Origin of the sequence: Alkalimonas sp. (genome assembly GCF_020831925.1) — a bacterium.
Lineage (GTDB): Bacteria > Pseudomonadota > Gammaproteobacteria > Enterobacterales > Alteromonadaceae > Alkalimonas.
Map to the genome: position 1 here is coordinate 1 of NZ_JAFIFQ010000045.1, position 25,651 is coordinate 25,651.

The following is a 25,651-nucleotide window of genomic DNA, read 5'->3' on the forward strand; positions in this document are numbered from 1 at the left end:
CATGCCATGCAAGCGCTCTCCCAGCTGAGCTATAGCCCCACACGGGCGTATTCAGCAGTACTGGTTTATCGCTGAACACGGAGCGCATTCTAGGGATCACCCCGTCAGCTGTCAACAGTTTTTTCAGCGCCTTGTTTTGTTCGCATATTTTTTAAACGTGACGCTGAATTTTGCAGCAAAATGCACAAGTCAGGGAACTAGTTCACGCTGCTCGGCAAAAGTGGTAGCATGTAGATTGCAGCAGGAATTTTTTGCATCTGAATACAGGAATGGACTATGTACGAAAAGTACTATGGGTTTAAGGAACGCCCTTTTCAGCTCACCCCAAATCCCAACTGGTTTTTTGCCAGCAAACTGCATAAGCGCGCTTTGGCGTACCTGCAGTATGGTCTAAGCCAAGGGGAAGGGTTTATTGTGATTACCGGCGATGTAGGTACCGGTAAAACAACCATTGCCAACCAATTGCTTAGCCAGCTCAATCAGGATGAGATCATTGCCAAGCAAATCGTCACCTCGCGCCTATCGCCGGATGATTTGATTCGTATGATTGCCTCAGCTTTTAACCTGGTAGTTAGCGAGCACAGCAAAGCCTCTTACCTGGATGCCATTGGCAGCTTCTTAAAGCGGTTGCACTCTCAACACCGCCGAGCCCTGCTGCTGGTCGATGAAGCACAGAACCTGCCATTGGAAGCCATTGAGGAGCTACGCATGTTGTCCAACTTTATGGCCGACGGCAAGCCTTTGCTGCAAAGCTTCTTGCTGGGACAAAATGAGCTAAACGCAGTCATTCAGGCGCCCGATATGGAGCAGTTTCGTCAGCGTATTATTGCTTCCAGCAATCTGACACCCTTGCAGGTTGAAGATACCCGCGCCTATGTTGAATACCGCATCCGTCAGGCTGGTGTAACAGAACCATTGCTAGCCGAAGACAGTTTTGCGCTGATTCAGGGCTTTAGCCGCGGTATACCACGCAAAATCAATACGTTGATGGACAGAGTCTTCTTGTATGGGTATCTGGAAGAAAAAGCCTATCTGGAAGCTACGGACGTACAAGCGGTGATTGACGAGATTATGGATGAGGTAGCCAACTTAAAACCGGTGCAAGCTGAAAACCCAACCAGAGTAAGCGATAACCCAAACAACAATGCATCCGGCAACCTGCTAAACGAAATAAGTCAATTACTGGATAACTCGCTGGAAACCAAACTTAAGCTGGCGAAAGAATTGGATCAACTAATCCAAAAACAGCAAAATGCACTGAAAAACAATCCTCCAGAGCAATAATTTGTGCATACAAAAACAGCTGCACCTGGCAGCTGTTTTGTTAAATTGCTTACTTAGAATCGGTAGTTGTAATTGAGTATCAGCCGGTTTTCGCGATAATCAAAGTCGTCATTGTTGGAATCCCTGCGACTATGGCGGGCCGTCAGATTAATATCCGAAGCTGACGACAAATCCCGGCTCCAGCCCAGCTCATACTGCCAGCTTTTATCTTGTCGGTTATTGTTGCCAAAGTCGTATTGATACGCACGAACATTAGCCCGCAGACTGCTGTGAGGCGTCAAACGCCAGGAGGTTTGCAAACTGGCATTATGACGGCGATCCACCCGATCCAGCTCCTGATAGCGCTGCTCACTGCTAGACAGGTTAAGCCCGACGGTGAGGCGGTTTTTATTGTAACCAATCGCTACAGCACCTTGCCGGTTCAGGATCACATCATCACGGATCAAGGTATCCACATCAAAAAACTGCTGAAGTTGTTCATTGACACCTAGCTCATAACCAGCACCGGGGAAATTAAAGCAATCTCCGATATCAGTGGCGTCATCGGGACAAACAAAGACCCCTAAATCAATCAGTTCTGTTTCCAGAAAATTTCGAGTCGATACACGATCGGTATAGGACAAGCGCATGGTTAAAAAACGTAAATTATACTGGCCTGACATCTGCGCTGTTCTGCCAAAATAACGCCGATCCCAGTACCCTGAAAGCGAGGTACGGCGTGATGGCGCCAACAAAAAATCTGCCGACACAAAGTTGCCATCATCCCGGCCAGTCAGCACCGTATTGTAATTCACATTGATGCGGGATACCCGGCCAAACTGCCACTCAAGACCGGTCCCTGCCGTAGCATATTCATTGGTAAACGCCGAGTTTCGTACATTGTTTTGCTCATAGCGCCCCTGTAACGTCCAGGCCAGAGATGGAAACAAGGGAATACCGAACATCAGATCAGCACTGTCGCGCGTTAAGCGGCTGCGCTGCTCACGCTCGGTGCGCGTAACGTTTGCACCGCCACGCCAATAGATGCCGCCATATTGGTGATGGCGAGAGGTACGAAAGCTTAGATTGTACTGCTCGCTGTTGATATCACCCAAATCATCGTCCTGCTCGGGCCGCTTCGAATTCACCTTGCGGGCAGAGAGATCCAAGGCAAACTGCGCTTCTTTGTGTTGGGCTGTTTCAAGCGCAATAGCCGTGCCATAACGTCTGGTTTTACTCAGCTCACCCGGGTTGGTGATGCGATCTCGAAAAATTGCACCGCCGCCGCCAGAACGCACCGTATAACGCTGACTGGCATCGACAGTCCATCTCAGTCGGCGGTCAAAGCCTGCCACTACATTCTGCACCAGGTATTCATTAAACGACATGTCATCACGCTCATCATCACTGTACCAAAGGCGTTGATGACTAACATCCAGCCTGGTGAGCACGTTTGGTCCCTGATAACGCCAGCTGACAGCAGGCTCAACTTCCAAAGCGCCACCACGCTGTTTATCAGGCTCGGTCGGTAGATCCAGCTGATAGCCGTGGCCGGTAATGCCAACTTTGGGGGTAAAACTGGAGTTTGCCTGCACAGGGAGGACTGCGGTCAGCGCCAGGCTGACCGCAACAACCAGTTTGTTTACACTGGCTGTCCGCAGGGGCGACTTATTCTGAACCTGAATAGTAGTAGCCATATCCTTTGCCTTGATTACGGTGTGCTTTATTGATGACAAAACCGACCGCTAACTCCTCCGGCAGCAATGCCACAGCTTGTTCTATTTCCGCTAACTTGGTCTGGTTTTCCTCAATCACTATCACCGCCTGACCACACATCGATGCTAATACCGCAGTTTCATTCACGCCAAGTAAAGGTGGCGCATCAAAAATAACCACCCGATCGGGATAACGGGTGGCAAACTCTGTGGCTAGTTTCATCATCTTTTCACTGGCCAGCAACTCGGTGGATAAATGATGTGGCTTACCCGCAGCTATTACTTTCAAACGATCAACATTGGTGCTGAGCAATACATCTTCTACCGCCAAATCATCGCCTGAGAGATAATCGGTCAGACCATACTCCGCCTGAAAATTCAGTGTCTTGGAAACATTTGGCCGCAGCACATCCGCATCAATCAACAGCACAGTCTTGTCTTTTTCCAGCGCCATGCTCAGTGCAAGATTCACTGCCGTGAATGTTTTTCCCTCACCTGGCCGGGAACTGGTCACCATAATCAGGTTCGGGTGCTCCAGGGTCGAGCTCAAACCACCAAAGGCATTGTTGAGCAGCTTGCGTTTGATGCTTCGCAGCTCTTCGTTGATCAAGCGGCGCTCAGGGCTGAGTGAGACAAAATTTTTCTCTTCCAGCTGCGCAAGATCAAGCTGAATGGTCGCGCTATTCAGGTAATCCTTTCTGGACTGCTTTGCCTGTTGCAATGAGTCATGCCGCTGTTGTTTCTCGGTGGCTAAGCTCGTCGGATCAGCGATGACGTCGCCATCCTTAGACTGCTGTAACTCGGCTTGCTTGTTCACTGCTTTTTCTATGGTACTCATGGCAACAACCTCATTAAAGCACCCACCGGTCGTCCAAGCATCAGATCATTACCCAGTAGAAACAAATAGATACTTAGCAAGGCACCGCTTAAAATCACAAAATAAATAAAATGCTTTCGCACTTGCCACACAATCGACTCCCGATCAATGTGCGAGATGACACCAAACACCGGAAAATGCGAAATCGATTTTAACTGCAACGTATTCGTCATCACGGGCGAAATCAAACTACGCAAAAGCGCCATGGCCACACCAGCACCAACGCCCAACATCAGCACCATGGTGAAATATAGTTGGCGGTTTGGGCCCGCAGGGCGAGAAGCAACACGGGGCGGATCAATAATGCGGAACTGCATATCCATTTCAGAATCATCTACCCGGCGTGATAATTCAGCAGACTCTCTGCGAGACAACAGCTGCTCGTACTTGGTCCGGGTGATATTGTAATCACGGTTCAAACCTGTCAGCTGCGCTTCAATTTGAGGCACTAAATCCATGCGATCCCGTAAGTCACGTAGCCTGGTTTCATGGTTAGCCAACCGAACCCGACGAGAAGCAATTTCCCCTTCCAACTCTGAAATGGCCGTCATCAGGCGAACATAAAGCTCATTCTGGGACAAAGCACTATCGATACCACTGGCAGCGATGCGTCTAAGGGTCTCAATCTCTTCTTGCCGTTGCTGCTCAATGCGTTCAATCAACAACAAGGTTTCACGCACATCCGGATGATTATCGGTAAAACGCATGCGTAAATTATCCAACTGCACCCGTAGCTCTGCCAACCGCGGGTCAAACTGGGTCGATGGCTCACGGCTATCTTCCGAGCCGCCGGTCAAACGGTTAAGCTCAGTCTGGGCAGCATTTAACCGGGTTTCAAGCTCAGCCAGGCTCAGCTTTACCTCTTCAATACGGGTTTGTTCCAATGAAATCCGGTTGTAGAAGTTCCCATCAGCCGACAATATTTCCATATTGTTACGGCGAAAGTCCGACAAGCGCTGCTCGGATTCAATCAAGCGACGCTCGTAATCTGCGATTTGCTGATTCAGGAAATTTTCTGCCGAAAGTGCATCGGAACGAGTTCCCCCTAAGCGCGTTTCAATAAAGACATTCAGGGTTTCCTGCACTACACGCAAGGCAATGGCGGGTTCTGGGTTGTTGTAGGAAATGCGGTAAATGTTTTCACCGGAGCGGTGTACCTGGCTAAAACCGATACTTCGCTCCAGGCTATCCACCACCCGATCAAACTCTTCTGTCGTTAATGCCCGGCGGTCCAAATCGGCAGCACGGGCAATTTTTTCAAGATTGGGCCTGCTTAATAAGGTTCGCGCCAATAGACGGACTTGCTGATCGGCATTGGTTTGCACCGTCAGACCACGTAAAATCGGATCCAATACGGTACGGGTTTCTACATAAACGCGAGAATCAGCTTGGTAGACCGGCGGCATGGTATACACAATATACCAGCCCACCGGACATACCAACCAAGCGGTGATCACAATGTATCGGCGACGTAACCAGATACCATGCAAATAAATAAGCACTTGCTGAATCGCAAGATTGAGTTCCTTCATGTACAGCTCCGAACTTCCATTTTAAAAACGCTGGTTACCAAACCGGATTAAAACCAGGCCTCAGGGATAATCACGATATCACCTGGTAACATATCGACGTTGGCACGGATATCACCATCGCGAATCAGATCATCCAGTCGAACACGGTAACTGACCTGACGGCCATCCACGGTACGAACGAGTTGTGCTCTGTTGCCACTGGCAAAATCGGCCAGTCCACCCACCTGGATCATCAGATCCAACATGGTCATGTATTGACGGTAATTCACAGCTTGGGGGTTTGCTGCTGCACCAATCACCCGTACTTGTTCGCTGTAGGGTCCGACAAAGCCGGAAACGGACACAGTCACAATGGGATCACGAATGAACTGGCTTAGCACTTGTTCCATATCGCGGGCCACCTGGGTCGGTGTTTTCCCACTGACAGGGATATCTTCGACCAGCGAGGTGGAAATCATCCCATCCGGGCGGACCAGAAACGAGCCAGACAGTTCAGGGTTACGCCAGACAAAAATGCTCAGGTTATCACCAGGACCTACAAGATACTGGTAATTTTCAACCGAGGTAGTTAGAGAGTTGTGCACGGTGGCAACAGGCAACGTATTTTTACTGCTACAACCTGCAATCAGAAGTGCGAACACGACCAACAGCAGGCCGCGAATTCCTTGTAATCGTTGTACTTTCATGGATTTGATCCTTCGATTCCTTAGCCAAGCGGTACTACTATAACGTATTTTTTAAGCTGTGATGGAGGAAATGCAAAAAATTATTTCCGTTTCACTCTGGAAATAGTATACTTCTTAGGCTAGATTTGAAAGCCTGCGGTACCAATCTTGCCAGGTTCTGTTGTAATAATGCAAAGGATGCACAAGGACGATTTATGAACAAGGCTACCGGTTACGGAAAAAACTCATTTGCTGATCAGCTGTTTTTAATAGGTGAACTGATACTTTTATTGGTATCAAGCTTATCAGCCAGCTTCATGTTTCATCACTTTTTCAGCCCTATACCCTTTGATGTTCGCTTAATCAATGCCGTTGTGTTTGCGGCGGTTGTAATGCTGTGTGCCTTATCGGTTGGTCTGTACGATCAGCAGCTACGTGAAAGTCACGGCGGTATTCTTAAGCGCGTTGTCATTACCTTGCTGTTCAGCGCTTTCCTGTTGGAAGTGGTGGTTTTCAACCTGTTCAGCTCCATCGCTATTAATGGCTGGTATATGTTACTGGCAAGCACCATAGCTGTAGCCCTTATCAGCAGTTTCCGCGCTTTCTTCCATTACCACGATGTGACCCGCATCAGCCGGCGTCGCGTGTTGATTTTAGGTGCTGGTGAACGGGCTTCCATTATTGAACGACGTATGCGCCGGACCGTTGATCGACGCAATTTTGAGATTGTTGGTTTTGTCCGGGTTGCCGGAGACAAAGAAGGTGCTCTGCAAAACGAAACCATTTTGGATCTGAATGTGCAGGAAGATTTGTTCCAGTTTGTGATGGAAAACGCCATTGATCAGATGGTGATTGCCTGTGATGAGCGCCGTAACATGCTGCCGGTGGAACACCTGTTTAAGTGCAAAACCCGGGGCATCGATGTGGTTGAGATCCTGGACTTTATCGAACAGGAAACCGGCCAGATTGCCGTCAACCTGATTTACCCGAGCTGGGTGATTTATTCCAACGGGTTTGATAACAAGAAGTGGCTTAAGACCAATCTCGATTACCGTCTGAATTTCTTATTGGGTCTGTTTGTGTTGGCGCTGACCTGGCCCATTATGGTCGTCACTGCCCTGCTCATCTATTTAGAAGATGGCCGACGCACTGGCGCCTCCATTTTTTATAAGCAAGTCCGGGTTGGTATTGATGGTAAGCCATTCCATATCATTAAGTTCCGTAGCATGCGCTCGGATGCAGAAGCCGGCGGTGCCCAATGGGCTAGCAAAGACGATGATCGTGTCACCCGGGTAGGACGCGTCATTCGTAAATACCGCATTGATGAATTGCCACAACTCTTTAATGTATTTCGTGGTGAGATGGGCTTTGTTGGCCCGCGGCCAGAGCGGCCAGAATTCGTCTGTGAGCTGGAAAAAGACATTCCTTACTATGCCCAACGGCACAATGTGAAACCAGGCCTGACTGGCTGGGCTCAGTTGAAGTATCCTTATGGCTCCACCAGTGAAGATGCGCTGGAAAAGCTGAAGTTTGATCTTTATTACATCAAGCACCGCAGTTTGCTGCTGGATTTAGTCATTCTTATCCGCACTGTGGAAATCGTATTGTTTGGCAAAGGGCGTTAACTGGATGCAGTTACCTTCACGACCACTGCAAGCATTAACGATCGATATTGAAGACTACTTTCAGGTTGCGGCTTTCGAAAATAAAATTCAACCATCGGATTGGGGTAAGTACCCAATCCGCGTCGATCGCAACACCTATCGCATTCTTGATATTTTTGAGCAAAACCAGGCCAAAGCGACCTTTTTTATACTGGGCTGGGTGGCTGAAAAATTTCCAGAGCTGATCCGTGAAATTCACCAGCGTGGCCACGAAGTTGCCAGCCATGGTTTCAGCCATATCAAAGCAACCGCCCAGACGCCGGAAGATTTTTTACAGGATGTCCGCTCAACCAAAGCCTTGCTGGAAGATATTATCGGAGCTGAAGTAACCGGCTACCGGGCGCCCAGCTTTTCTATTTGCGCTGAAAACGAATGGGCCTTTGCCTGCTTAAAAGAAGCCGGCTATGTCTACAGCTCAAGTACCTACCCGATAAAGCACGACCACTATGGCACACCTTATTGGCCTGCAGAGCCCTACTTGCGTAAAGAGGGTTTGTGGGAATTTCCCATGCCTATCCTTACCATCAAAGGCAGGCAAATCCCGATTGCCGGTGGTGGCTATTTCCGCCTGCTGCCTTACTGGCTCAGCAAAGCGTTAATTCAGCGCTATCTGCAAAATAATACCAGCCCCTATATGTTTTATTTCCACCCCTGGGAAATCGACCATGAACAACCTCGCATTGAAGGTGCCAGCTTCAAATCCCGTTTCCGCCACTATGTAAATCTGAAGCGGATGGAGCATAAAGTAGCGCGTTTGCTGCAGGATTTTGAATGGAGTACAGTACAGCAGGTATTCGAGCAGTACCAAAGCAGTCACAAGGCCTGATATACGTTCAGGTAAAGGATGCAAGGAATGTATCAAAAAGTACCAGCAACAGCCTCATCGACCCGCTCTCATCTTATTATTAGCCTGACTGTTTTTTTTATTGGGTATCTGCTGGTTTTCTGGCCAAGCCTGGCCAGGATGGAAGGCATTTGGCGCCATTCCGAAACGTACATGCATGCTTATTTAATTCTACCTATTAGCCTGTGGCTGATTTGGCGTCAGCGGGAGCGACTAGCTGGCTTGCCAATGCAAAGCACTGTGTGGCCAGCACTGTTTGCTACACCATTTGCCATGGTCTGGTTGCTTGCTTATGCCGTTGATGTGAACTTTGTCAGTCAGTTTGCAGCTATTTTCTTCCTGCAACTGATGATTTGGTCGTTGCTGGGGCATCAAATCCTTCGCATTATCTGGTTCCCGGTCGCTTTCCTGGTTTTTTTGGTGCCTTTTGGCGAAGCCGCCAACCCAATTTTGCAACAAGTAACCGCCGATATGGTGGTGTATTTCCTGCGTATGGTCGATTTTCCGATCTACCGGGAAGGCCTCTACATATATACGCCCTCTGCGGTATTCGAAGTAGCAGTCGCCTGCTCCGGCCTTAACTTTTTACTGACCAGTCTGGTGTTGTCCTGCCTTTACTCGTATTTGCATTACAGTCGCTGGTACAAGGCTATTGCTTTTATTGCTTTGACCTTAGTACTCTCGATCATCGCCAATGGTATCCGGGCTTTTTTATTGGTGGTGATTGGTGAGAAATCCAATATGGCCTATGGCTTTGGTGCTGATCATTATTACTATGGCTGGCTGGTGTTTTTCCTGGTGATCATGCTGGCATTCTGGCTCGGTGCCAAATTTGCCGATGACGATGCCCCTGCTGCCACAGAAAACAAAGTAGCCGGGAAGCGTACAGTCACCATCAGCAAAACCGCCCTAGCCTGTCTGGCTCTGATTTTACTGCTGGCCGGCGGTATCAGTCGGAACATTGCCGATACACCGACACCAGAGCAACCAGCACAACTCATTCATCTCAAACAGGACATTGCCGGGCAAAGTAATTGGGGCATTCAGTTCTACGATGGCCTAAGCCGTGATCACTGGCTCAGTGAACACGGTGTTGAGCTCTTTGTAGCCTCTTATGCGCACAGGCAAGAACGCGGCGATATGATCACCTGGCACAATACTCTGTATCAGCCTGAACAGTGGAGCATTACCGCCCAGCATCCAACAGGCTCCTTACTGGATGGCTACAGCATTCTGCAACTGGTGAATACCCGTGGTCAGCAACGTGCTGTGTTGTATTGGTACCAGTTGGGTGAGCACAAAACCAGCAATCGGGTGGCGATGAAACTGTTGCAACTAGCGGCTTTGTTACGGGGTGATACCACACCAGGCTACGTCTTCGCAGCTTCGGTAAGCTCAGACCAACCCATCGAGGATATCCGACAGCAACTGCTGGCCGCGAAGCAGCAGCACCTGGTAGATCTGGCTCCATGAACAGCTCGGTGAGTCAGGGCGTATTACAAAGCTCGGCTATTTTACTCACCATTCAACTGTTTCAAAAAAGCCTTGGTTTTATTTCCACCCTGATCCTGGCCAGGCTGCTGGTACCTGAGCATTTTGGTATTGTGGCCATGGTGATGATTTGCCTGATGTTGTTTGAAAACATCGCCGATGCCGGCAATCAGCACTACATCATTCAAAAGCAGCAGCTGGATGATGAGGATTTACACACGGCCTGGAGCCTGGAGCTGCTTACCAAGCTGTTGATGTTTTGCTTGATCCTGCTGCTGGCACCCTTGCTAGCCAGCTTTTTCTCAATGCCTGAACTCACCAGTGCCCTGATGATTGCCAGCCTGGTTTTACCCATCAAAGCCTTGCAAAACCCCGCCCTGTTGCTGTTTGCCAAGCAACTGAATTATCGCCCGGTGTTTCGGCTTAGTCTGCTGCAAAAACTGCTGTCGTTTATTGTCACTGTTGGCCTTGCTTATCTCTATCCCAGTCACTGGCCAGTCATTATTGGCGCTCTGGTATCAGCGCTTAGCTTTACCCTGGGTAGTTATGCCATCAGTCATTTCCGTCCGCGCTTCTCACTGGCCCGTTTCAGGCAGCAATGGGGCTTTTCAAAATGGCTGATGTTGCGTGGTTTGATTGGCTTTGCCCGCTATCAGGCCGATAACCTGATCGTATCAAAACGCTTTAGCACCGCCGATCTGGGTGGCTACCACTTATTACGCGAACTGACACTACTACCGGCCATAGCCGTGATCGTTCCTTGCAGCCAACCTCTGCAGGCTGCCATTGCCGATCAACGTGACAAAGCCGACTTACTCAGCTATCGCACCCGCATGAGTTTGCTGTTGCTGCTGCTGGTGCTGATCCCAATCACCACCTTCTTGCTGGCCTACCCTAGCTTAATCGTCACTACCCTGTTAGGAGCTCAGTGGTCTGAGTACGGTGTACTGCTGGCGCCTTTTGCCTTGTTTTTTATTACTTTTTGCATCTTTGATCTGATCAGCAATGCCTTTTTGGCCATTGGCAAAAGCCGCTTGCTGTTCTGGTTTGATGTGGTGTCGACCCTGGTGGTGATTGCTGTCTTGTTATTGCTGGTGACGGGAAGTCTGCTGGAGATGGCCTGGCTGCGTGGCTGGCTGTCGGTACTAACCACCCTTGCTTTGCTTTGGTTGTTGCAGCAGGCCACCCGATTTAACCTGCTGCGCTTGTTGTGGTTGTGCCTGCCCTACCTGCTGTTTGCCGTGCTCGCCTACCTGCTTAGCCAAGCAACGGGCTTGCTGGTGGACGCAGCACCACTCTGGCTTCTGTTTAGCCATGCGGTAGTATTTTTCAGCAGTTACAGTCTCTGTTGTTTGCTCTACACCTGGCTGGTAAAACACCGGGTACCGGAACTGGAGCATCAAACAGAAGTGGTTCTGCAGTTGTCTCAAAAGCTTCGAAAAAACCGTCAGGCACTCTGAGCAGCGCGGCCTGCTTTGGCTGTGATCAACTCATGGTACAACTGGCTATAGGCCAGCTCCATCGCCTGAGCCGAGAAGTTCTGATACACATGGGCACAACCGGCTTGCGCCAGCTGCTGTTTTTGCTCAGGGTTATCAATCAGGTGTTGCCACAGGGCTGTCAGCGCCTCAGTATCGCCATAATCGGCCAGCAAGCCGGTTTTGTTGTGTTCAATCAAGCGATCTACGCCGGGAATATTAAAGGCCGTAACACAGACGTTGGCTGCCATTGCTTCCATCAGACAGCGCGGGATCCCTTCCAGGCTCGAGGTCAGCACAAAGCAATCAAAGGTCGGCAACAAGGCCAGCCGATCATCGCGAAACCCCATAAAATCAACCTTGTCAGCAATGGCCAGCTGCTGCGCTAATTGCTGCAACAAAGTTCGTTCATCACCATCGCCAATCAAAACCAGACGACAATCTGGCTGGCTTGCCAGCAAGTCAGCAAAGGCTTGTAAAGTGGCTGTGAGGTTTTTTCGGCTAATCAACTGGCCGATATAGCCAATACGGAATTCATCCGCTTTCTCAGGCTTTGCACCGGCTAAAGCAGCTTCTACTTCAGCCAGATCAACCCCGTTATTAATCAGCCGCACCCGCTTGGGATTGACCCGGTAGTGCTCCAGCACTGTGGTCATAATATCGGGCGATAACGGACAGACCCAATCAAAACCATGAAAGGCCTTACCCCCCAACCAGATATAAGCACGCAAGCGTTTATCCGTGGAGTTTTCAAAACCATGCGGCGTACAAACCGAGGCAATCCCCGCCCATTTTGCCGCCAGCACTCCCAGAATATCCGACTTGTAGCCATGGGTGTGAATGATGTGGATGTTTTGCTGGCGGATCAGATCCACCAAACGCTTTACCACCCGCAGATCAAATTTTGAAGCCATTGGAATGCGGTGCTGCCGGGCCGCAGGCAGGCCAGAGCGTTGCAGCACATCATCACAGACCCCTGGTTCATCGGTAATCGCCAAATGTTGCTCAACATCGTTGCTGGGTTTAACCGACAACAAAGCATTGACCCAGCGCTCAGCACCGTAGTAACCACTCGGGCAAATCAGTTGCAGCACTTTGATGGTCATAGAGTCGTTTTCCTTGGCAATAAAAAGCGCACACCGGCCAGGGTTCCCACAGCACGGGCAGCAAAATAAACGGTATAAAACAACAGCAGATAATGAAAAGCCACTGTGTTGTGCGGCAAGCGGTACAAGCGCAGACTGTATAGCAGCACCGGCAGCATCAGCAGGGCTGCGGCAGGGATAAACAAGGATGGCACCAAGATGCTGAGCAGCATCGCCAACAAAGCCAGCAGCACCCAAAACGGCAACAGAATACTGGGCCATTCGCGCAAAGGTATCTTTCGCCCGGACAGAGATTTCAGGTTGTACTCAGAACGCCAGATTTCTTTATCAAAGGTCTGGCGAAGCGTTTGATCTTCCCCCAGATGCACATAATGGGTTTCTGATGTGTAATACAAAGGCCCAAGCTCACTAAGCCGATCGGTATAATAATAATCTTCACAGGTTTGCAAATGCTCTGGGAAACCACCCACCACCTGATGGTGCTGACGACGAACGAGTAAGTTTCGCCCCGGTAAAAACTGTACCGAGCAATCAACCGCAGCGTTGCTAAGTGATGTTCGCAACAACTCGATATTGGATGCCGCTGAGCTCGCTTGCTGCATAGCACTTAGCACCACCCGCTCCGGTTGCTGCTGCATCAGCCTTAGACAGGTAGCCAGCCAGTCCGGGGCCAGCTGAATATCGGCATCCAAAAAAGCCAGCCATTCCGATTGCCCGGCTGCATCGACAATATGCGAAGCACCAAAATTACGCTGCTCGGATATGCTGGTCGCATCCGGCCGGTAAAGGATAGTCAGTTTCGGGTGTTCAGGCACCGCCAAAGGTTCGGTATTTTTGGTCACTACCAGAATTTGATGCACCCGCTCCGGGCAGTTTTGCGCCAGAATGGATTCGATGGTCGCCACCAGCATCTCTGGCCGCCCCATATGCGGAATAACAAAGTCGACTTTCCCTGCCAGCATACTCATACGGAAGCATCCGTTGTTGGTTTGGTTTGTAACTCAGCGACCGTTCGCACAATGCGCGCCGGGTTGCCAACTGCAATGACACCGGCCGGCAAATCCTCGGTGACCACAGCGCCAGCGCCGATAATGCAACCATCGCCAATGGATGCCATCACAATAGCGCCATTGCCAATCCAGCAATTGGCACCGATCTGCACTTTTTCAAAACGCCCCCCCTGGTCCTTGTAGGGTTTGGAAGGGTCGGCAAAGTGATGCTGGTTTTTACCACTCAGAATATGCACCCCACTGCCCAGCAAGGTGTTTTCGCCGATGCGGCACAGCCCGATATTGCATTGCGGGCCTATGTAGGAGCCAGCCTGAATCTCTGTGCCCTGCTGGGAAAATAAAGCGCCAAAACCGATGTAGCAATCCGCCGCACAGTGCTGCATGGTCAGCCGATACGCTGCCACCCGAAGATAACTGCCCAGCAAACCAGGCCAAAGCGATAACAACTGGGCAAAACTACTGAATAAGCTGTCTTTGGTGCTAAAAGGACGCAATAGAAAGTAAAACAGCAACAACGGCGATACCAACAACAGCATCAGCAAACGCACCGCAGCTTTGACAGCAGACTTCATGCGGATGCCTCTTGCCGTTGTTGCAACAAAGCGGGTAAATTTTGCAGTACCCCATCCCAGCTGTAGTGTTGTCGGATTAATTCCGGGCCATTCGTCTGCAAAGCCAGTTGCAAACGGGGGCTGTCCAGCAGTTGTTCGATGCAGGCAATAAAATCAGCTTCAGTGGTCGCGGTCAGCAAATGCTCACCCGGCTTGCAGGCAATGCCCTCAGCCCCCAGCGGCGTGGTGATCACCGGCAGGCCGCAGGCCATCGCCTGTAAAATTTTATTCTGCACCCCACGGGCCAGCCGAAAAGGCGCGATAAAGATACTGGCCTGATGGTAATAAGGCAAAATATCATCGACATAACCAGTCACTTCGATGCCTGGCACTTTGCCAAGTTGCAAAATGCGGCTGCTGGGCTGCATGCCGGCGATAATAAAACGGGCACCGGGATACTTTGCCAGCACCTGCTGCCACATCGACTGCACAAACCAAAGCACCGCATCTTCATTGGGTTTGTAGTTCATCACCCCGGTAAACAAAAATACCGGCGCCTGGGGCCTTGCGGGGGTACTGGCTGGGAAAAAGGTTTTGGTATCCAGCCCATTGGCCAGCACACTGACCTTAGAGGCATCGGCAAGCTGTTTGGCAAACAGCTGCACCTCGTTGTCAGAAATAAAGAAACAATGATCAAACTGCTGATAGATTTGCAGCTCTGCTTTAGCCACCAATCTGGCTTCACGCTGGTACACCCAACGCATCAGCCCGCGGCTGTTGGCCGCATACTGTTGCCACTTGTCGGAGTCCAAATCCATAAAGTCCATCAGCAAAGTACAAGGCCGCTTGGTGGAGGACACCAAACCGGCCCGCTGCACATAGACCGCCATCGCAGAGCTGGTACAGACCACCGCAGCGGGCTGCTCTGTTTGCAGCTGCTGTTGCAACAGCGCCAATAATGCTGGACAAAAGAAATGCGTTTGCGACACGGGCTGTCCGGTTAGCACAGCCGACAGCTTGCGCCAAAGCGCGGAACCCAGCGGTGCAGTCACTACGTTCACACCCAGTTTTGCTTGCAGATCATTGGCAAAAACAACTTCAGCAGCGTCTTCAACCGGGGCAAACACGGTCAATTGATGACCTTGCTCCACCAGATAATTGATTTGATGAAAGGTGCGGATTTTTTCGCCTTTATCGGCAGGGTAAGGCACCCGGTGCGCAAGATAAAAAATCTTCATCTGCCTGAGCTCCGGGCTGCTTTTGGCAAAGTGTGATGGATATAAACACAGTTCATAGTTTGTCGCCCTTGATGTCCATGGCCAATTGATAGTATTCCCTCTTTAAAACAGATTGTAACCCCTGCAACCGGCCTTTCACAACAAAGCTGTAGGAAAAATACAGCCTAGTCTGTTTTGAATAACGTCAATTCAGCTACCCTGGTATCAATCAACTGATGCAGAGCCTGAAACCCATCGCCTTGCAGGCCACCAAGCAACAGCTGCACCTGTGCTTCAGACAAACCTTCGGGTAAATCCTGCACTTCAGGAAAAAAAGCGCGCTCAAAGGCGGCTGTATCCAGAGTGAGCACTTGCCCCTCATCAATCTGGTGCAAATGCTCTGCAAACCAGATACCGGCTTTGTTAGCGGCCATATCCACAAAGCTATAACCCGACCCGCCATCGGCCGCATCATGAATTTCTTTGAGTCTGCCAATCTGATCGGCCAGATAAGGAGTGCCGACCTGCTTGATCACCGCCGAATACAAAAAGTGCAAGGTGAGATCGCGCCGACCTGCCAGCACAGCCCCGGGCAACTTAGGTACCGCCTCCCGCCCCAGTCCCTCATTGGCAAAGCGAATAAAGCCACGATTACCAAAGCCTGTGGCCAAAGCCCAGAGCGCCTGGCGATACTCATATTCCTGTTGGGCTTCAGATGCCGATCGCTCAAGCGCAAGCAAGAGCAACTGTTGGGTAAAAAATGCCAGGCGCCGTTCTTGCGGGTAGGCTTCAGCAAGACGCTCTAAAGCCTTTAAATAAACTTCGACATCGGGTGCCAACGGCGCTGCAGTGCCTAACAATTCTCGGCCAAGTTGGCGCCCGGAATACAGCCGCGGATTTAATTGCAGCTCTATGTCCCGAACATCCGGTTGTCGGAATACCAGGCGTCCATCCTTTAGGCGCCCCTGTTGCAACAAGGCCAACAGCTGTTGATCGGATGGCGAGGCAAAGACGATACGAACAGAAGTCCGCAGCAACAACATAGCCATCCGGCCCGGCACAGGCAGCTTGCCCAGTTGACAACTATCAATGGCAAAACCAGCTCGGGTTTCAGAAAATAAACAATAGCCATGCAATAGACGCTGTTCAAAAGGGCGCGGTAAGGTCATTGCCACATGCACTACCACCCCAAAGTCTCCCAGAGCACCATGGAACACCATAGGATCTAAAGTATGGCTGGCTACATTCAATAACGCATCCAATTGCGGCTGTGCCAACTCAACCTCAATCCCATTTTGGCTAAAACGTAATTGCTGCAAAGTAGAGCTTACCAGCTGATGCGAGTCCACCACATCCTGGCTGCTCAGGCTACGGGAGTCCACCTGACCTTTGGTGGTGATCAGCCAAAACAGCACAACTCCGAGTAAACAGAGTGCAATGGTAAATTTCAGCACAAAGCGCAGTAGCTTTTTCCACATCCGGGCCATTCCTTTTCCAAGCTGCTCAGCGCCAGCCAGGCGCGCACTTTTCTCAAAGTGCATGTACAATACTACAGATTTTTGTTAAAAAAGCATCATGCGGTCTTACGTTAGCGCCGCCCCAACAGAAAAGGACGCACTATGTTGAAGCCCATTATTATGGCCGGTGGCTCAGGAACCCGTCTCTGGCCTTTATCCCGCGGCAACTACCCCAAGCAGTTTCTGCCACTGGCTGGCAAACATAGCATGTTGCAGCAAACTTTGCTGCGCCTCGATGGCCTTGAACACCAGCCTGCGCTTATCATCTGCAATGAAGAGCATCGATTTCTGGCGGCAGAGCAAATCCGTCAACTGGAGCAAGGGGCCATGCAAATTTTGCTGGAGCCGGTTGGCCGCAATACCGCGCCAGCCATTGCCTTGGCTGCCTTGCAAGCTTGCCAGCAACAAGACGATGCTATGTTGCTGGTGATGGCCGCGGATCATGTTTTTGCCGATGTTGACGCTTTACATCAGGCGATAGCGACTGCGATGCCCTTTGCCGAGTCAGGGAAAATGGTGACCTTTGGTATTACCCCGACTCAGCCTGAAACCGGTTATGGCTATATTCAGCAAGGCCAGGCGCTGAATGGTGGCGGTTATAGTGGCGGATATAGCGTAGCCCGCTTTGTTGAAAAACCAGACAGCGCCTTAGCACAGCAGTATCTGGACAGTGGCGACTACCTGTGGAACAGCGGCATCTTTTTGTTTAAAGCCAGCCGCTACTTGGAAGAACTGCAGAAGTTCCGGCCGGATATCCATCAGGCCTGTCAGGACGCTTTGAGCGAACAAACACCGGATATGGATTTTATCCGCATCAAACAACAGGCCTTTGAACAATGCCCGGCTGAGTCCATCGACTATGCGGTGATGGAGAAAACCGATGCCGCTGTAGTGGTGCCACTGGACGCAGGCTGGAATGATGTCGGAGGCTTTCAGGCCTTGTGGCAAATATCAGCAAAAGATGAACATGGCAATGTGCTTGCCGGTGATGTAATCACGCACGATACCCGCAATAGCCTGGTACGCAGCGACGACAAGCTGGTCGCTACCGTCGGGGTCGATGATCTGGTCATCATCACCACCAAAGATGCCGTGCTGGTGGCCCACAAAGACAAAACCCAGGACGTAAAACAAATTGTCGAAGCACTCAAAGCAGACGATCGCAGCGAAGTCAGCTTCCATCGCGAAGTGTACCGTCCCTGGGGCAAATACGACTCGGTCGATAGCGGTGCACGCTTTCAGGTAAAGCGCATCACTGTTAAACCTGGTGCTAAACTCAGTGTGCAAATGCATCATCACAGGGCCGAGCACTGGATTGTGGTATCCGGCACCGCCAAGGTCACCATCAACGACACCGAGCAATATCTTACCGAGAATCAGTCGGTCTATATTCCCATCACCGCCGTGCATGCACTGGAAAACCCCGGCAAAGTCGACCTGGAACTGATTGAAGTTCAGTCAGGTTCCTATTTGGGCGAAGACGACATTGTTCGTTTTGAAGACCGCTATGGTCGCAGTTAACCAGGGCGCAGCCAGCATGCAGACAAACACAGTGATTACAGACAGCGGCGTCAGCTTTGGAACCAGTGGTGCCCGGGGCCTGGTAACTCAGTTCACCCCGGAAGTATGCGCGGCCTTTGCCGTCAATTTTGCCCATCTGCTGCAACAAAGTGGCCCGGTAACGGCCATCGGCCTTGGTATCGACAACCGACCCAGCAGTTATGCCATGGCACAGGCCTGTGCAGCCGCTTTGCAAGCACTTGGCATAGAGCCAGAGTATTTTGGTGTTTTGCCTACCCCGGCCCTTGCCAATTACTGCATGGCCCGCAGCATGGGCTGCATCATGGTTACCGGCAGCCATATCCCTTTTGATCGCAATGGCCTGAAGTTTTACCGACCCGATGGCGAAATCAGCAAGGCGGATGAGCTACGCATTGTGCAAGGCAATCATCCTCTGCTGCAACCGCATGAGCTGCCTGAGTTGGCTGAGCGCCCGGATGCCAGCCAGCATTACCTGGCGCGCTACCAGAATGCTTTTCCGGCTGGCTTTCTGGCTGGCAAAACCATCGGTATTTATCAGCACTCCAGCGCAGGGCGTGATCTCTATGATCGTCTGTTTGAATACTTTGGCGCCAGCACCATCGCATTGGGGCGCAGTGATCATTTTGTGCCGATAGATACCGAAGCAGTCAGTGAGCAAGACCGCAACCAGGCCATGGCCTGGAGCTCTGAGTATCAGTTGGATGCGCTGTTTTCCACCGATGGTGATGGTGATAGGCCTTTACTGGCGGATGAACAGGGCCACTACTTTACCGGCGATGTGCTGGGATTGTTGTGCTCACAGTACCTGACGATCCCTCATATTGCCGTGCCAGTTAGCTGCACCACAGCACTGGAAAAATCCGGCGCCTTTAGCACGGTTCTGCGAACCCGCATTGGCTCGCCCTATGTGATTGCCGCATTAAGTGATTTGCCAGCGCCCTGCGCCGGCTTTGAAGCCAATGGTGGATACCTGCTGGGCTCAGACTTGCACAATGTAACGGCACTGCCAACCCGAGATGCGGTATTACCAGCCCTCGCCACCCTGGCACTGGCAGCCGGCAAACCACTCAGCACCTTGCGCCACAATCTGCCGCAACGCTTTACTGCCAGCGACAGGCTGCAGCAGTTTGAACGCGCTCAGAGTGATGCGCTCCTGGCTCATTTCAAAGCCAAACCAACGGCCTTGCTGCAGCTGCTCGGTCACAGCCAATCGGACAGTGCCACTGTCAGGCAACAACTTTCCCTGGATGAAACCGATGGCCTGCGCTTTACCCTGCCCAATCAGGACATCGTGCATTTACGCCCCAGCGGCAATGCACCGGAGCTGCGCTGTTATGCGGAGTCGGATACGCCAGAACAAGCCAGAGTGCTGGTGCAGCAGGTACTGAAAGGCCTTAAAGATGGGCTAGCTTAACACTTGCTGCATCAGCTGCGCCAACTGCCGGGTACGCTCATAACGCGAGTAAGCGGCAATGTTGGCTGGCACCTCGCCAGCCCAGGGCTCAACCGGGGCATGAACACTTGCCAGCTGCTGGCGCAGTGCCCCGGCCACAGCAGTCACCCCATCGGCACAGTGACAGTGAGCCAGCGGTTGCAAGGTCTGATAGGTGGAGCCTTTGTTGGGCGTTAATGCAAGAATCAGCCGGCCGGAGCGAATGTAATCGTACAGCTTGCTAGGGATCTGGTTATTGAATAATTGCCCCTGGATCAGCAACAAGCTATTGGCCTGTTGCATTTCTGCCAGCGAATCAAGATAAGGAATGCCTGGCAGAAAATGCACCAGATCACGGATACCGAGTTGCTGCAATAACGCCTCTTGCTCGGCGGTGCCGCCAAAGCCGCGGAAATGCAACGCAAAATTATCGGCATTGATCAGGCCCTCGTCTTGTAACACAGCCATGGCATGATACAAATCCGACGGATCCCGCCCCTGGCCGTACAAAGCACCGCTGTGCAATAACACAAAACGCTGGTCGGTGCGCTCAGGGCGCTTTGGCAAACGCTGAAAGTTCACCTCGTCAAAGCCATTCTCAATCACCGTAAACTTACTGAGCGGCTCATTGGCGTAGAGCCGGTGGTACAGACGGGCTGCATTGTCAGTGGTAAACACCGCTTGCTGACAATAACGAATGGTTTGCTGCTCAATCCATTTGGCAATGCCGCTATAACGGCGGGCACTGGCATCGTAACGGCTTTGCAATGGATCGCGGTAATCGGCTATCCAGGGCAAGCCGCTGTAGCGCTGCAAACGATAGGCAATGTAGTGGGCGGTGGAAACCGGGTAAGTACTCCAAATTAGATCCGGTTTAAATTGCTGTATCAATCGTTTACCGGCTGGTATCGCCGTTAAAGCCCAGCTCCACCAACGATCCGGTACACAACTAAAGCCCAGATACTTGCCGCGCCAGGAGAGATCACGGGCCGCATCAAGCGCAGCACAGCGCTCAACATGCAAAACCTGTGGGCAACCTGCGGCAGCGTCGGTTTGCTGATAGACCGACTCTTTTACCGTCAGCACCACCACGTCCCAACCAAAATCCCGCAGATACTCGGCAAACTTATAGGTGCGCTGTACCCCGGCACTCTGGCAAGGAGGAAAATCCAGCGCAATCATCAACAGCCTTTTCCTGGCCTGCAACTCAGTAGCCATTGGACCCTCCGGCATCGCGCTGTGTACTGCGCAGCAGGCTTAACATAAAGCGGCTTTGTGAGGTGGGCCAGGGTGACACCCGGTGCAGGCAAAACGCCTGGCTGTTTATATCTGTATTACTGCCAGGTACCGTACTAACGGCATAGCGAAAACCAGCTTGCTTCACCATAGCTATGTGATGATCATCAAAGTCACGACCATATTGGCCATTCGGATACGCAAAACTTATCACCTCTTGCTGCAGCAATTGTTCAAGTTGGTGCTTGCTGCGGCGAATTTCCTGCTCAGCGACGGCATCTTGCTCCAGCATTAAAATCGGATGATGCACAGAGTGAGCACCAAACTCCATGCCTGCCTTGGCCATCTGGCGGATTTGCTCGGGTTGTAAAAACTGTCTGGAACTGTGCCTGACACCAGTTGCCTGGCGTAAGCTGGCCACTTGCTGTTCGCGTTGCTCAATGGTCAGGTACTTGAGCTTGTCTATCATGGTTTTGGCCAGGCGCAATCGTGTGGCAAACGTATGAACCGGATAGTCAGTGGTATTAAACCTAAGCTGCTGGCAATCCAGCGGCGCATCGATAATAGCTTCGGCAATCTGCTCCTCCCACAATTGGCCTTGCTCCAGACCGGCTGTGGTAATAAAAAAAGTGGCGCAGAGCCCATGCTGTTGCAGCAGCGGAAAAATATAGTGAAAACAGTCGTCGTAGCCATCATCCACCGTGATCACAGCCGCGTGTTCAGGCAGCTGGCCTTCAGCCGCCATGCGGCCTGCATCAGCAAGTGTCAGTACCTGGTAGTACCGTTTAATCCAGGCCAGCTGGCGAGAAAAGGCTTCGGTGCTTAAAGCTGGTAAATAAGTGATCTGCCCTTCAGGAGCGACCCGGTGGTAAGTGAGGATAGTCAAAGCATTCTCTGAGCGCTTGCTCATGAACTGCTGAGTACACTTGAGAAAAAATGGCATCATAGTAAAGGTTCATCCATGAATTGCTGGCGCCGCATTGCAGTCAGATCCCTGCTTACTGAAGGCTCTGTTTTAACACACTAGGCTGATGACTGCCAAGCAAAGCATGCAGCTCAGCCAAACTTTCGCGATAAGCTCTATCATGCCCGATCCGCATATGCCAGGAGCGGGTTCTGCACATAAAGTAATGAAAAAGTCTCAGCAGCACGCAACGAGCACGGATCAGGCGATAACAAGCGCTCTGTATCACTTCCGGCCCTAATAAGCCGTAGCCTTTTAAAAACGCCGACTGCAGTTGATCAACAAAAGATGAACGGTAAAAAAAGTGATTGTGCATACGCCCCACTTTTTCCAGAAAATTGATTGGATCAAATAAACTGCAATCCATCCGATAGTCGGTAAAATCAATCACAGCCAACCGCTCTTTATTGGTAATCATATTATGCGGCGCAAAATCACCGTGACAACCTGCGACAAAAACACCATGTGGCATTCCTTCAGTCTGCGCTGCTTTTGCTAATTGCATAAACGCTTTATTTAGCGAGGCACTCACTCCCGGAGCTTGCTGCTCCAGCAAGTAGTCAATCCGCTCCTGACAATAAAGTGCCAAAGGCTCAAAGCTTACCGACACCTTTTTATCGGCGGTCATCTGTTGAAACTCACGCAACCAGACACCTGCCAGCTCGGTCATTTGCACTGCAGCTTTTACCGAGGTTTGGCCAAATAAGCGAGCGGCACCGGTGAGCAAATCTTCCAGCTCAGTGCCTTCAACCTCCTCCGTCAACAAGCTGGCAGAATCGGCATAGAGCTTCACCGGATGGGGAACATCCAACAACTTCACCCGTTCAAACTGCTGACTTAAACGCGCCATGATGTCGTACTCATTTTGAATGCTGGCCCTGGCTTTGGCTTGGTCACTACTATCGCACAGCGTTTTTAAGTACAGCTTAAACGAGGCATCCTTGTTGGAGCTGTGCAAGCGGAACACAGTCGAGAAAGGGGTTTCAATACTATGATGAGAGTCAATCCGAAACCCTTCGCCATACAAGCGAATCAGGTCCTGGTCCTGACAAACTTGATCCAATACATCCTGCACTTTGGCGGAGTTTGACATGATGTTATTCCCTTAACGGCACTCGGATTCATCCAAGCATCTGTTTTTAAGTAAAACCGATGCAAACGGCTGCTACTTTACAGTTTTATTGCAGTCAAAACCAGTCTGAGCAGCAAACCGATACTGCAAAGCCAGAGTTCAAGACACAACCATGTAATCAGCAAAAAATACCTGACAGCAGCTTTATTCAAGGTTAAGCTAGTTTGTGTCATGCAAAAAAACGGTTCAGGGCAAAACCTGTCACGATATCGAAAAGGGATCATTTCGTGCGTACAACAAAGCGTTTAGCAACCAACCTCATCGTCCACACCTCGACCAAAGAGTCCATGCTCTGCAGCCGCGACCATACGGTGTACCGGCTGGATTTAGCCAAGCACACTTTAAGCAAGCTGTGCCAACTCCCGGCCAAAGACCCAGGCCTGATAGGTTGGTTGAAGAATAAGCTGGCCCGCAGCCGGCTGCGACAATGGCTCAAGCCACAACTGGGCATTGAACACCTGATTGAAACTGCCGATGGCAACATTGTGATGGTGTACGACCGGGTCTATCTGTTCCACCCGGATCAGGAGGGTACTGACGCCAGCGTGGTGCCAACCGGGCATATTCCTGAGCTGGTTGGCCCGCTTCGTGGCGGTCTCGCCAGCCATCCGGCATCGGGTGCGGTCTACTTTGGCGAATACCTGAACAATCACAGTTGCCCGGTACGGGTGATTAAAATCGATCCTGCCAGCAAGCAGGCAGACATCTGTTGGCAATTTGCCCGCGACGACATCAAACACATTCACGCCATTCGGTATGATCCCTACCGCAACCGACTGTGGATCACCACCGGTGACGCCGACCACGAGTCAGCCTTTTACTACACCGACGATGAGTTTCAAACGGTGCATAAATTAGCCGGCGGCGACCAAAGCTGGCGCGCTATTAGCGTGCTGTTTTACCCCGATTGCATGGAATGGGGCATGGATGCCGGCAAAGATGCACCGGCCGATGCCATCAACCATATTTACCGCTACCATTTTGCTACCGGACAGCGTGAGCTGATTGCCACCATTGGCAACCCGGCCTATGCCGCTGTGCCTTGTGCCGATGGCAGCGCCATTATGGCAACCACCTTTGAACCCGGCCGCCAGCAAGCCACGCCGGAACAAGCGGCTTTATGGTTTCGCAGCAAAGACGGTCACTGGCGTGAACTGCTGGCACTGGACTACCAGGACAGTCAAATGGCCACGGTAGGACGCTATGGCATGATTTACCTGCCCAACGGCACCCTGCCAGCCAGCCAGGTGCTGTTTACACCTGTCAACTGTGCAAAAAGCCATTTACACTGTTATGCCCTAACGCTTGATTGATGATTCACCACTGAAAGGATACGCCATGCTTCGCTCTCTCAAAGGCCTGATCAAAACCACCCTGCAAAAACTTAACCGACAGCGTTCGGCACAGAAAGTGAAACAAGAAGCGCAGCACATCAGCCAGCAGCAATTGGTGGCGGATCTTCAACAGCTGGGCATTGAGCAGGGGGATACGGTATTTTTGCACTCCTCACTCCGCAGCTTAGGCTATGTTGAAGGTGGCCCTGCTACGGTGATCATGGCGTTGCAGCAAGTGGTTGGCAGCGGGGGCAATATTCTGCTGCCGACTTATTACCTTCCTGGCGGAACCATCGAGGCCACCTGCCAGCTCAGCGATTATCAGTTTGACCCACGCATTCATGGCACCCATATGGGCCGGTTGCCGGAAACCTTTTTAAAGTCCGCTGGAGTCAAGCGTAGCCTGCATCCTACGCATTCGGTCTCGGCCTGGGGTAAAGATGCCGACTACCTGACCAATGGCCACCACCAGGCACCGTCGGTGTTTGGCGAAGGCTCGCCCTGGCAACGTTTTATGGAAATGCCGCAAGCCAAAGTACTGGGCCTTGGCATCAGCATGGGCCCGGTCACTTTTTATCATCTGTTGGAAGATACACTAGGCGACGCATTCCCATTGCCGGTTTGGGAAAAAGAGCACCAGCTCCCTTGTATTGATGCCAACGATAAAGTTTGGCAAGTGCCAGTGCGGTCATATAACAAAGAGCTGGCCCATCAGCGCATCGACCATCCTTCCAGAGACGACTTGCGGCAGTATTTTATGAAAGAATTTCAGCAAGCTGGCTACCTGAAAAGCGGCAAAGTTGGCTCAGGAAACAGCTGGTTTATTCCTGCCGGCGACTTTTTACGGCACTTAAAGCAGCTGTCCAGCGAAGGCATCACCATTTACGCAAATCCGGAACAATTGTCACCGGATGCAAAGCCAAAATAAAAACACTAAGCCGTTACACCCTTGCTATCAGAGAAAAGCTGACTATAAAGCGGGTGCCTAAGCACCTTTAACCACAACAGCCACCAAAATGGCATCAGCAAGGCAATAGTGCCCACAATCAGCAGTGGGCGGCCTTGCTGAAAATCGTACTGC

The 25,651-nt window shown here is 51.2% G+C and carries 21 protein-coding genes; 9 read left to right on the plus strand and 12 right to left on the minus strand.

Annotation, left to right across the window (positions count from 1 at the left end):
- Positions 1–276: 276 nt before the first annotated feature.
- Positions 277–1,284, plus strand: coding sequence for an XrtA/PEP-CTERM system-associated ATPase (locus JJU14_RS12840; protein WP_228614089.1), 1,008 nt, complete (start codon positions 277–279; stop codon positions 1,282–1,284).
- A 53-nt stretch (positions 1,285–1,337) separates the two neighbouring features.
- Here JJU14_RS12840 and JJU14_RS12845 read toward each other — a convergent pair whose 3' ends face one another.
- The 4 genes from JJU14_RS12845 to JJU14_RS12860 are packed head-to-tail and all read right to left on the minus strand — an operon-like array spanning position 1,338 to position 6,073.
- Positions 1,338–2,960 carry a TIGR03016 family PEP-CTERM system-associated outer membrane protein gene (locus JJU14_RS12845; protein ID WP_228614090.1) on the minus strand — a complete coding sequence of 541 codons (1,623 nt, stop codon included), beginning with the start codon at positions 2,958–2,960 and terminating at the stop codon, positions 1,338–1,340.
- Entirely contained in the window at positions 2,932–3,816 is an 885-nt protein-coding gene (locus JJU14_RS12850) for an XrtA-associated tyrosine autokinase (RefSeq protein WP_228614091.1), read from the minus strand. Before JJU14_RS12850 ends, JJU14_RS12845 begins: the two co-directional genes overlap by 29 nt.
- Positions 3,813–5,387 carry an XrtA system polysaccharide chain length determinant gene (locus JJU14_RS12855; protein ID WP_228614092.1) on the minus strand — a complete coding sequence of 525 codons (1,575 nt, stop codon included), beginning with the start codon at positions 5,385–5,387 and terminating at the stop codon, positions 3,813–3,815. The genes JJU14_RS12850 and JJU14_RS12855 overlap by 4 nt, the downstream gene beginning before the upstream one ends.
- 47 nt (positions 5,388–5,434) lie before the next feature.
- A complete protein-coding gene (locus tag JJU14_RS12860) occupies positions 5,435–6,073 on the minus strand; it encodes an XrtA/PEP-CTERM system exopolysaccharide export protein (RefSeq protein WP_228614093.1) in 639 nt (212 codons plus the stop codon).
- 194 nt (positions 6,074–6,267) lie between these two features.
- Here JJU14_RS12860 and JJU14_RS12865 point away from each other — a divergent pair, with 194 nt between their 5' ends.
- The 4 genes from JJU14_RS12865 to JJU14_RS12880 are packed head-to-tail and all read left to right on the plus strand — an operon-like array spanning position 6,268 to position 11,511.
- Complete coding sequence (locus JJU14_RS12865) at positions 6,268–7,677, plus strand: TIGR03013 family XrtA/PEP-CTERM system glycosyltransferase (RefSeq protein ID WP_228614094.1); 1,410 nt, start codon at positions 6,268–6,270, stop codon at positions 7,675–7,677.
- Between the two features lie 4 nt (positions 7,678–7,681).
- Positions 7,682–8,542: an XrtA system polysaccharide deacetylase gene (locus tag JJU14_RS12870; RefSeq protein ID WP_228614095.1), complete on the plus strand. Its 861-nt coding sequence runs from the start codon at positions 7,682–7,684 to the stop codon at positions 8,540–8,542.
- Between the two features lie 27 nt (positions 8,543–8,569).
- Positions 8,570–10,033, plus strand: a complete 1,464-nt coding sequence (gene xrtA / locus JJU14_RS12875; RefSeq protein WP_228614096.1) for an exosortase A — start codon at positions 8,570–8,572, stop codon at positions 10,031–10,033.
- The gene (locus JJU14_RS12880) at positions 10,030–11,511 is read left to right on the plus strand and encodes an oligosaccharide flippase family protein (protein ID WP_228614097.1); all 1,482 of its coding nucleotides are present in this window, start codon (positions 10,030–10,032) and stop codon (positions 11,509–11,511) included. Before xrtA ends, JJU14_RS12880 begins: the two co-directional genes overlap by 4 nt.
- Here JJU14_RS12880 and JJU14_RS12885 read toward each other — a convergent pair.
- The 5 genes from JJU14_RS12885 to JJU14_RS12905 all read right to left on the minus strand — a co-directional run bounded on the left by JJU14_RS12885 (position 11,499) and on the right by JJU14_RS12905 (position 16,891).
- Positions 11,499–12,635 carry a glycosyltransferase gene (locus JJU14_RS12885; RefSeq protein ID WP_228614098.1) on the minus strand — a complete coding sequence of 379 codons (1,137 nt, stop codon included), beginning with the start codon at positions 12,633–12,635 and terminating at the stop codon, positions 11,499–11,501. The two genes, JJU14_RS12880 and JJU14_RS12885, sit on opposite strands and share 13 nt — an antisense overlap.
- A complete protein-coding gene (locus tag JJU14_RS12890; RefSeq protein ID WP_228614099.1) occupies positions 12,632–13,603 on the minus strand; it encodes a glycosyltransferase family A protein in 972 nt (323 codons plus the stop codon). Before JJU14_RS12890 ends, JJU14_RS12885 begins: the two co-directional genes overlap by 4 nt.
- Entirely contained in the window at positions 13,600–14,217 is a 618-nt protein-coding gene (locus JJU14_RS12895) for an acyltransferase (protein ID WP_228614100.1), read from the minus strand. Before JJU14_RS12895 ends, JJU14_RS12890 begins: the two co-directional genes overlap by 4 nt.
- Positions 14,214–15,434, minus strand: a complete 1,221-nt coding sequence (locus JJU14_RS12900; protein ID WP_228614101.1) for a TIGR03087 family PEP-CTERM/XrtA system glycosyltransferase — start codon at positions 15,432–15,434, stop codon at positions 14,214–14,216. The genes JJU14_RS12895 and JJU14_RS12900 overlap by 4 nt, the downstream gene beginning before the upstream one ends.
- A gap of 164 nt (positions 15,435–15,598) precedes the next feature.
- The gene (locus tag JJU14_RS12905; RefSeq protein WP_228614102.1) at positions 15,599–16,891 is read right to left on the minus strand and encodes a hypothetical protein; all 1,293 of its coding nucleotides are present in this window, start codon (positions 16,889–16,891) and stop codon (positions 15,599–15,601) included.
- Between the two features lie 141 nt (positions 16,892–17,032).
- On the opposite strand from JJU14_RS12905, the gene JJU14_RS12910 reads away from it, so the two are divergent.
- Positions 17,033–18,451, plus strand: coding sequence for a mannose-1-phosphate guanylyltransferase/mannose-6-phosphate isomerase (locus JJU14_RS12910; protein WP_228614103.1), 1,419 nt, complete (start codon positions 17,033–17,035; stop codon positions 18,449–18,451).
- Positions 18,452–18,467: 16 nt separating this feature from the next.
- A complete protein-coding gene (locus JJU14_RS12915; protein ID WP_228614104.1) occupies positions 18,468–19,886 on the plus strand; it encodes a phosphomannomutase in 1,419 nt (472 codons plus the stop codon).
- Here JJU14_RS12915 and JJU14_RS12920 read toward each other — a convergent pair.
- The 3 genes from JJU14_RS12920 to JJU14_RS12930 all read right to left on the minus strand — a co-directional run bounded on the left by JJU14_RS12920 (position 19,878) and on the right by JJU14_RS12930 (position 23,197).
- Positions 19,878–21,122, minus strand: coding sequence for a glycosyltransferase (locus tag JJU14_RS12920; protein ID WP_228614105.1), 1,245 nt, complete (start codon positions 21,120–21,122; stop codon positions 19,878–19,880). The genes JJU14_RS12915 and JJU14_RS12920 overlap by 9 nt on opposite strands.
- The gene (locus JJU14_RS12925; RefSeq protein ID WP_228614106.1) at positions 21,112–22,050 is read right to left on the minus strand and encodes a polysaccharide deacetylase family protein; all 939 of its coding nucleotides are present in this window, start codon (positions 22,048–22,050) and stop codon (positions 21,112–21,114) included. Before JJU14_RS12925 ends, JJU14_RS12920 begins: the two co-directional genes overlap by 11 nt.
- Positions 22,051–22,138: 88 nt before the next feature.
- The gene (locus JJU14_RS12930; RefSeq protein WP_228614107.1) at positions 22,139–23,197 is read right to left on the minus strand and encodes a phosphotransferase; all 1,059 of its coding nucleotides are present in this window, start codon (positions 23,195–23,197) and stop codon (positions 22,139–22,141) included.
- A gap of 266 nt (positions 23,198–23,463) precedes the next feature.
- Between JJU14_RS12930 and JJU14_RS12935 the strand changes: the two genes are divergently transcribed.
- Both JJU14_RS12935 and JJU14_RS12940 read left to right on the plus strand, forming a co-directional pair.
- Complete coding sequence (locus JJU14_RS12935) at positions 23,464–24,549, plus strand: hypothetical protein (protein ID WP_228614108.1); 1,086 nt, start codon at positions 23,464–23,466, stop codon at positions 24,547–24,549.
- Between the two features lie 25 nt (positions 24,550–24,574).
- On the plus strand, positions 24,575–25,498 hold the full coding sequence (locus JJU14_RS12940) for an AAC(3) family N-acetyltransferase (RefSeq protein ID WP_228614109.1): 924 nt from the start codon (positions 24,575–24,577) through the stop codon (positions 25,496–25,498).
- The last annotated feature ends 153 nt before the right edge of the window (positions 25,499–25,651 follow it).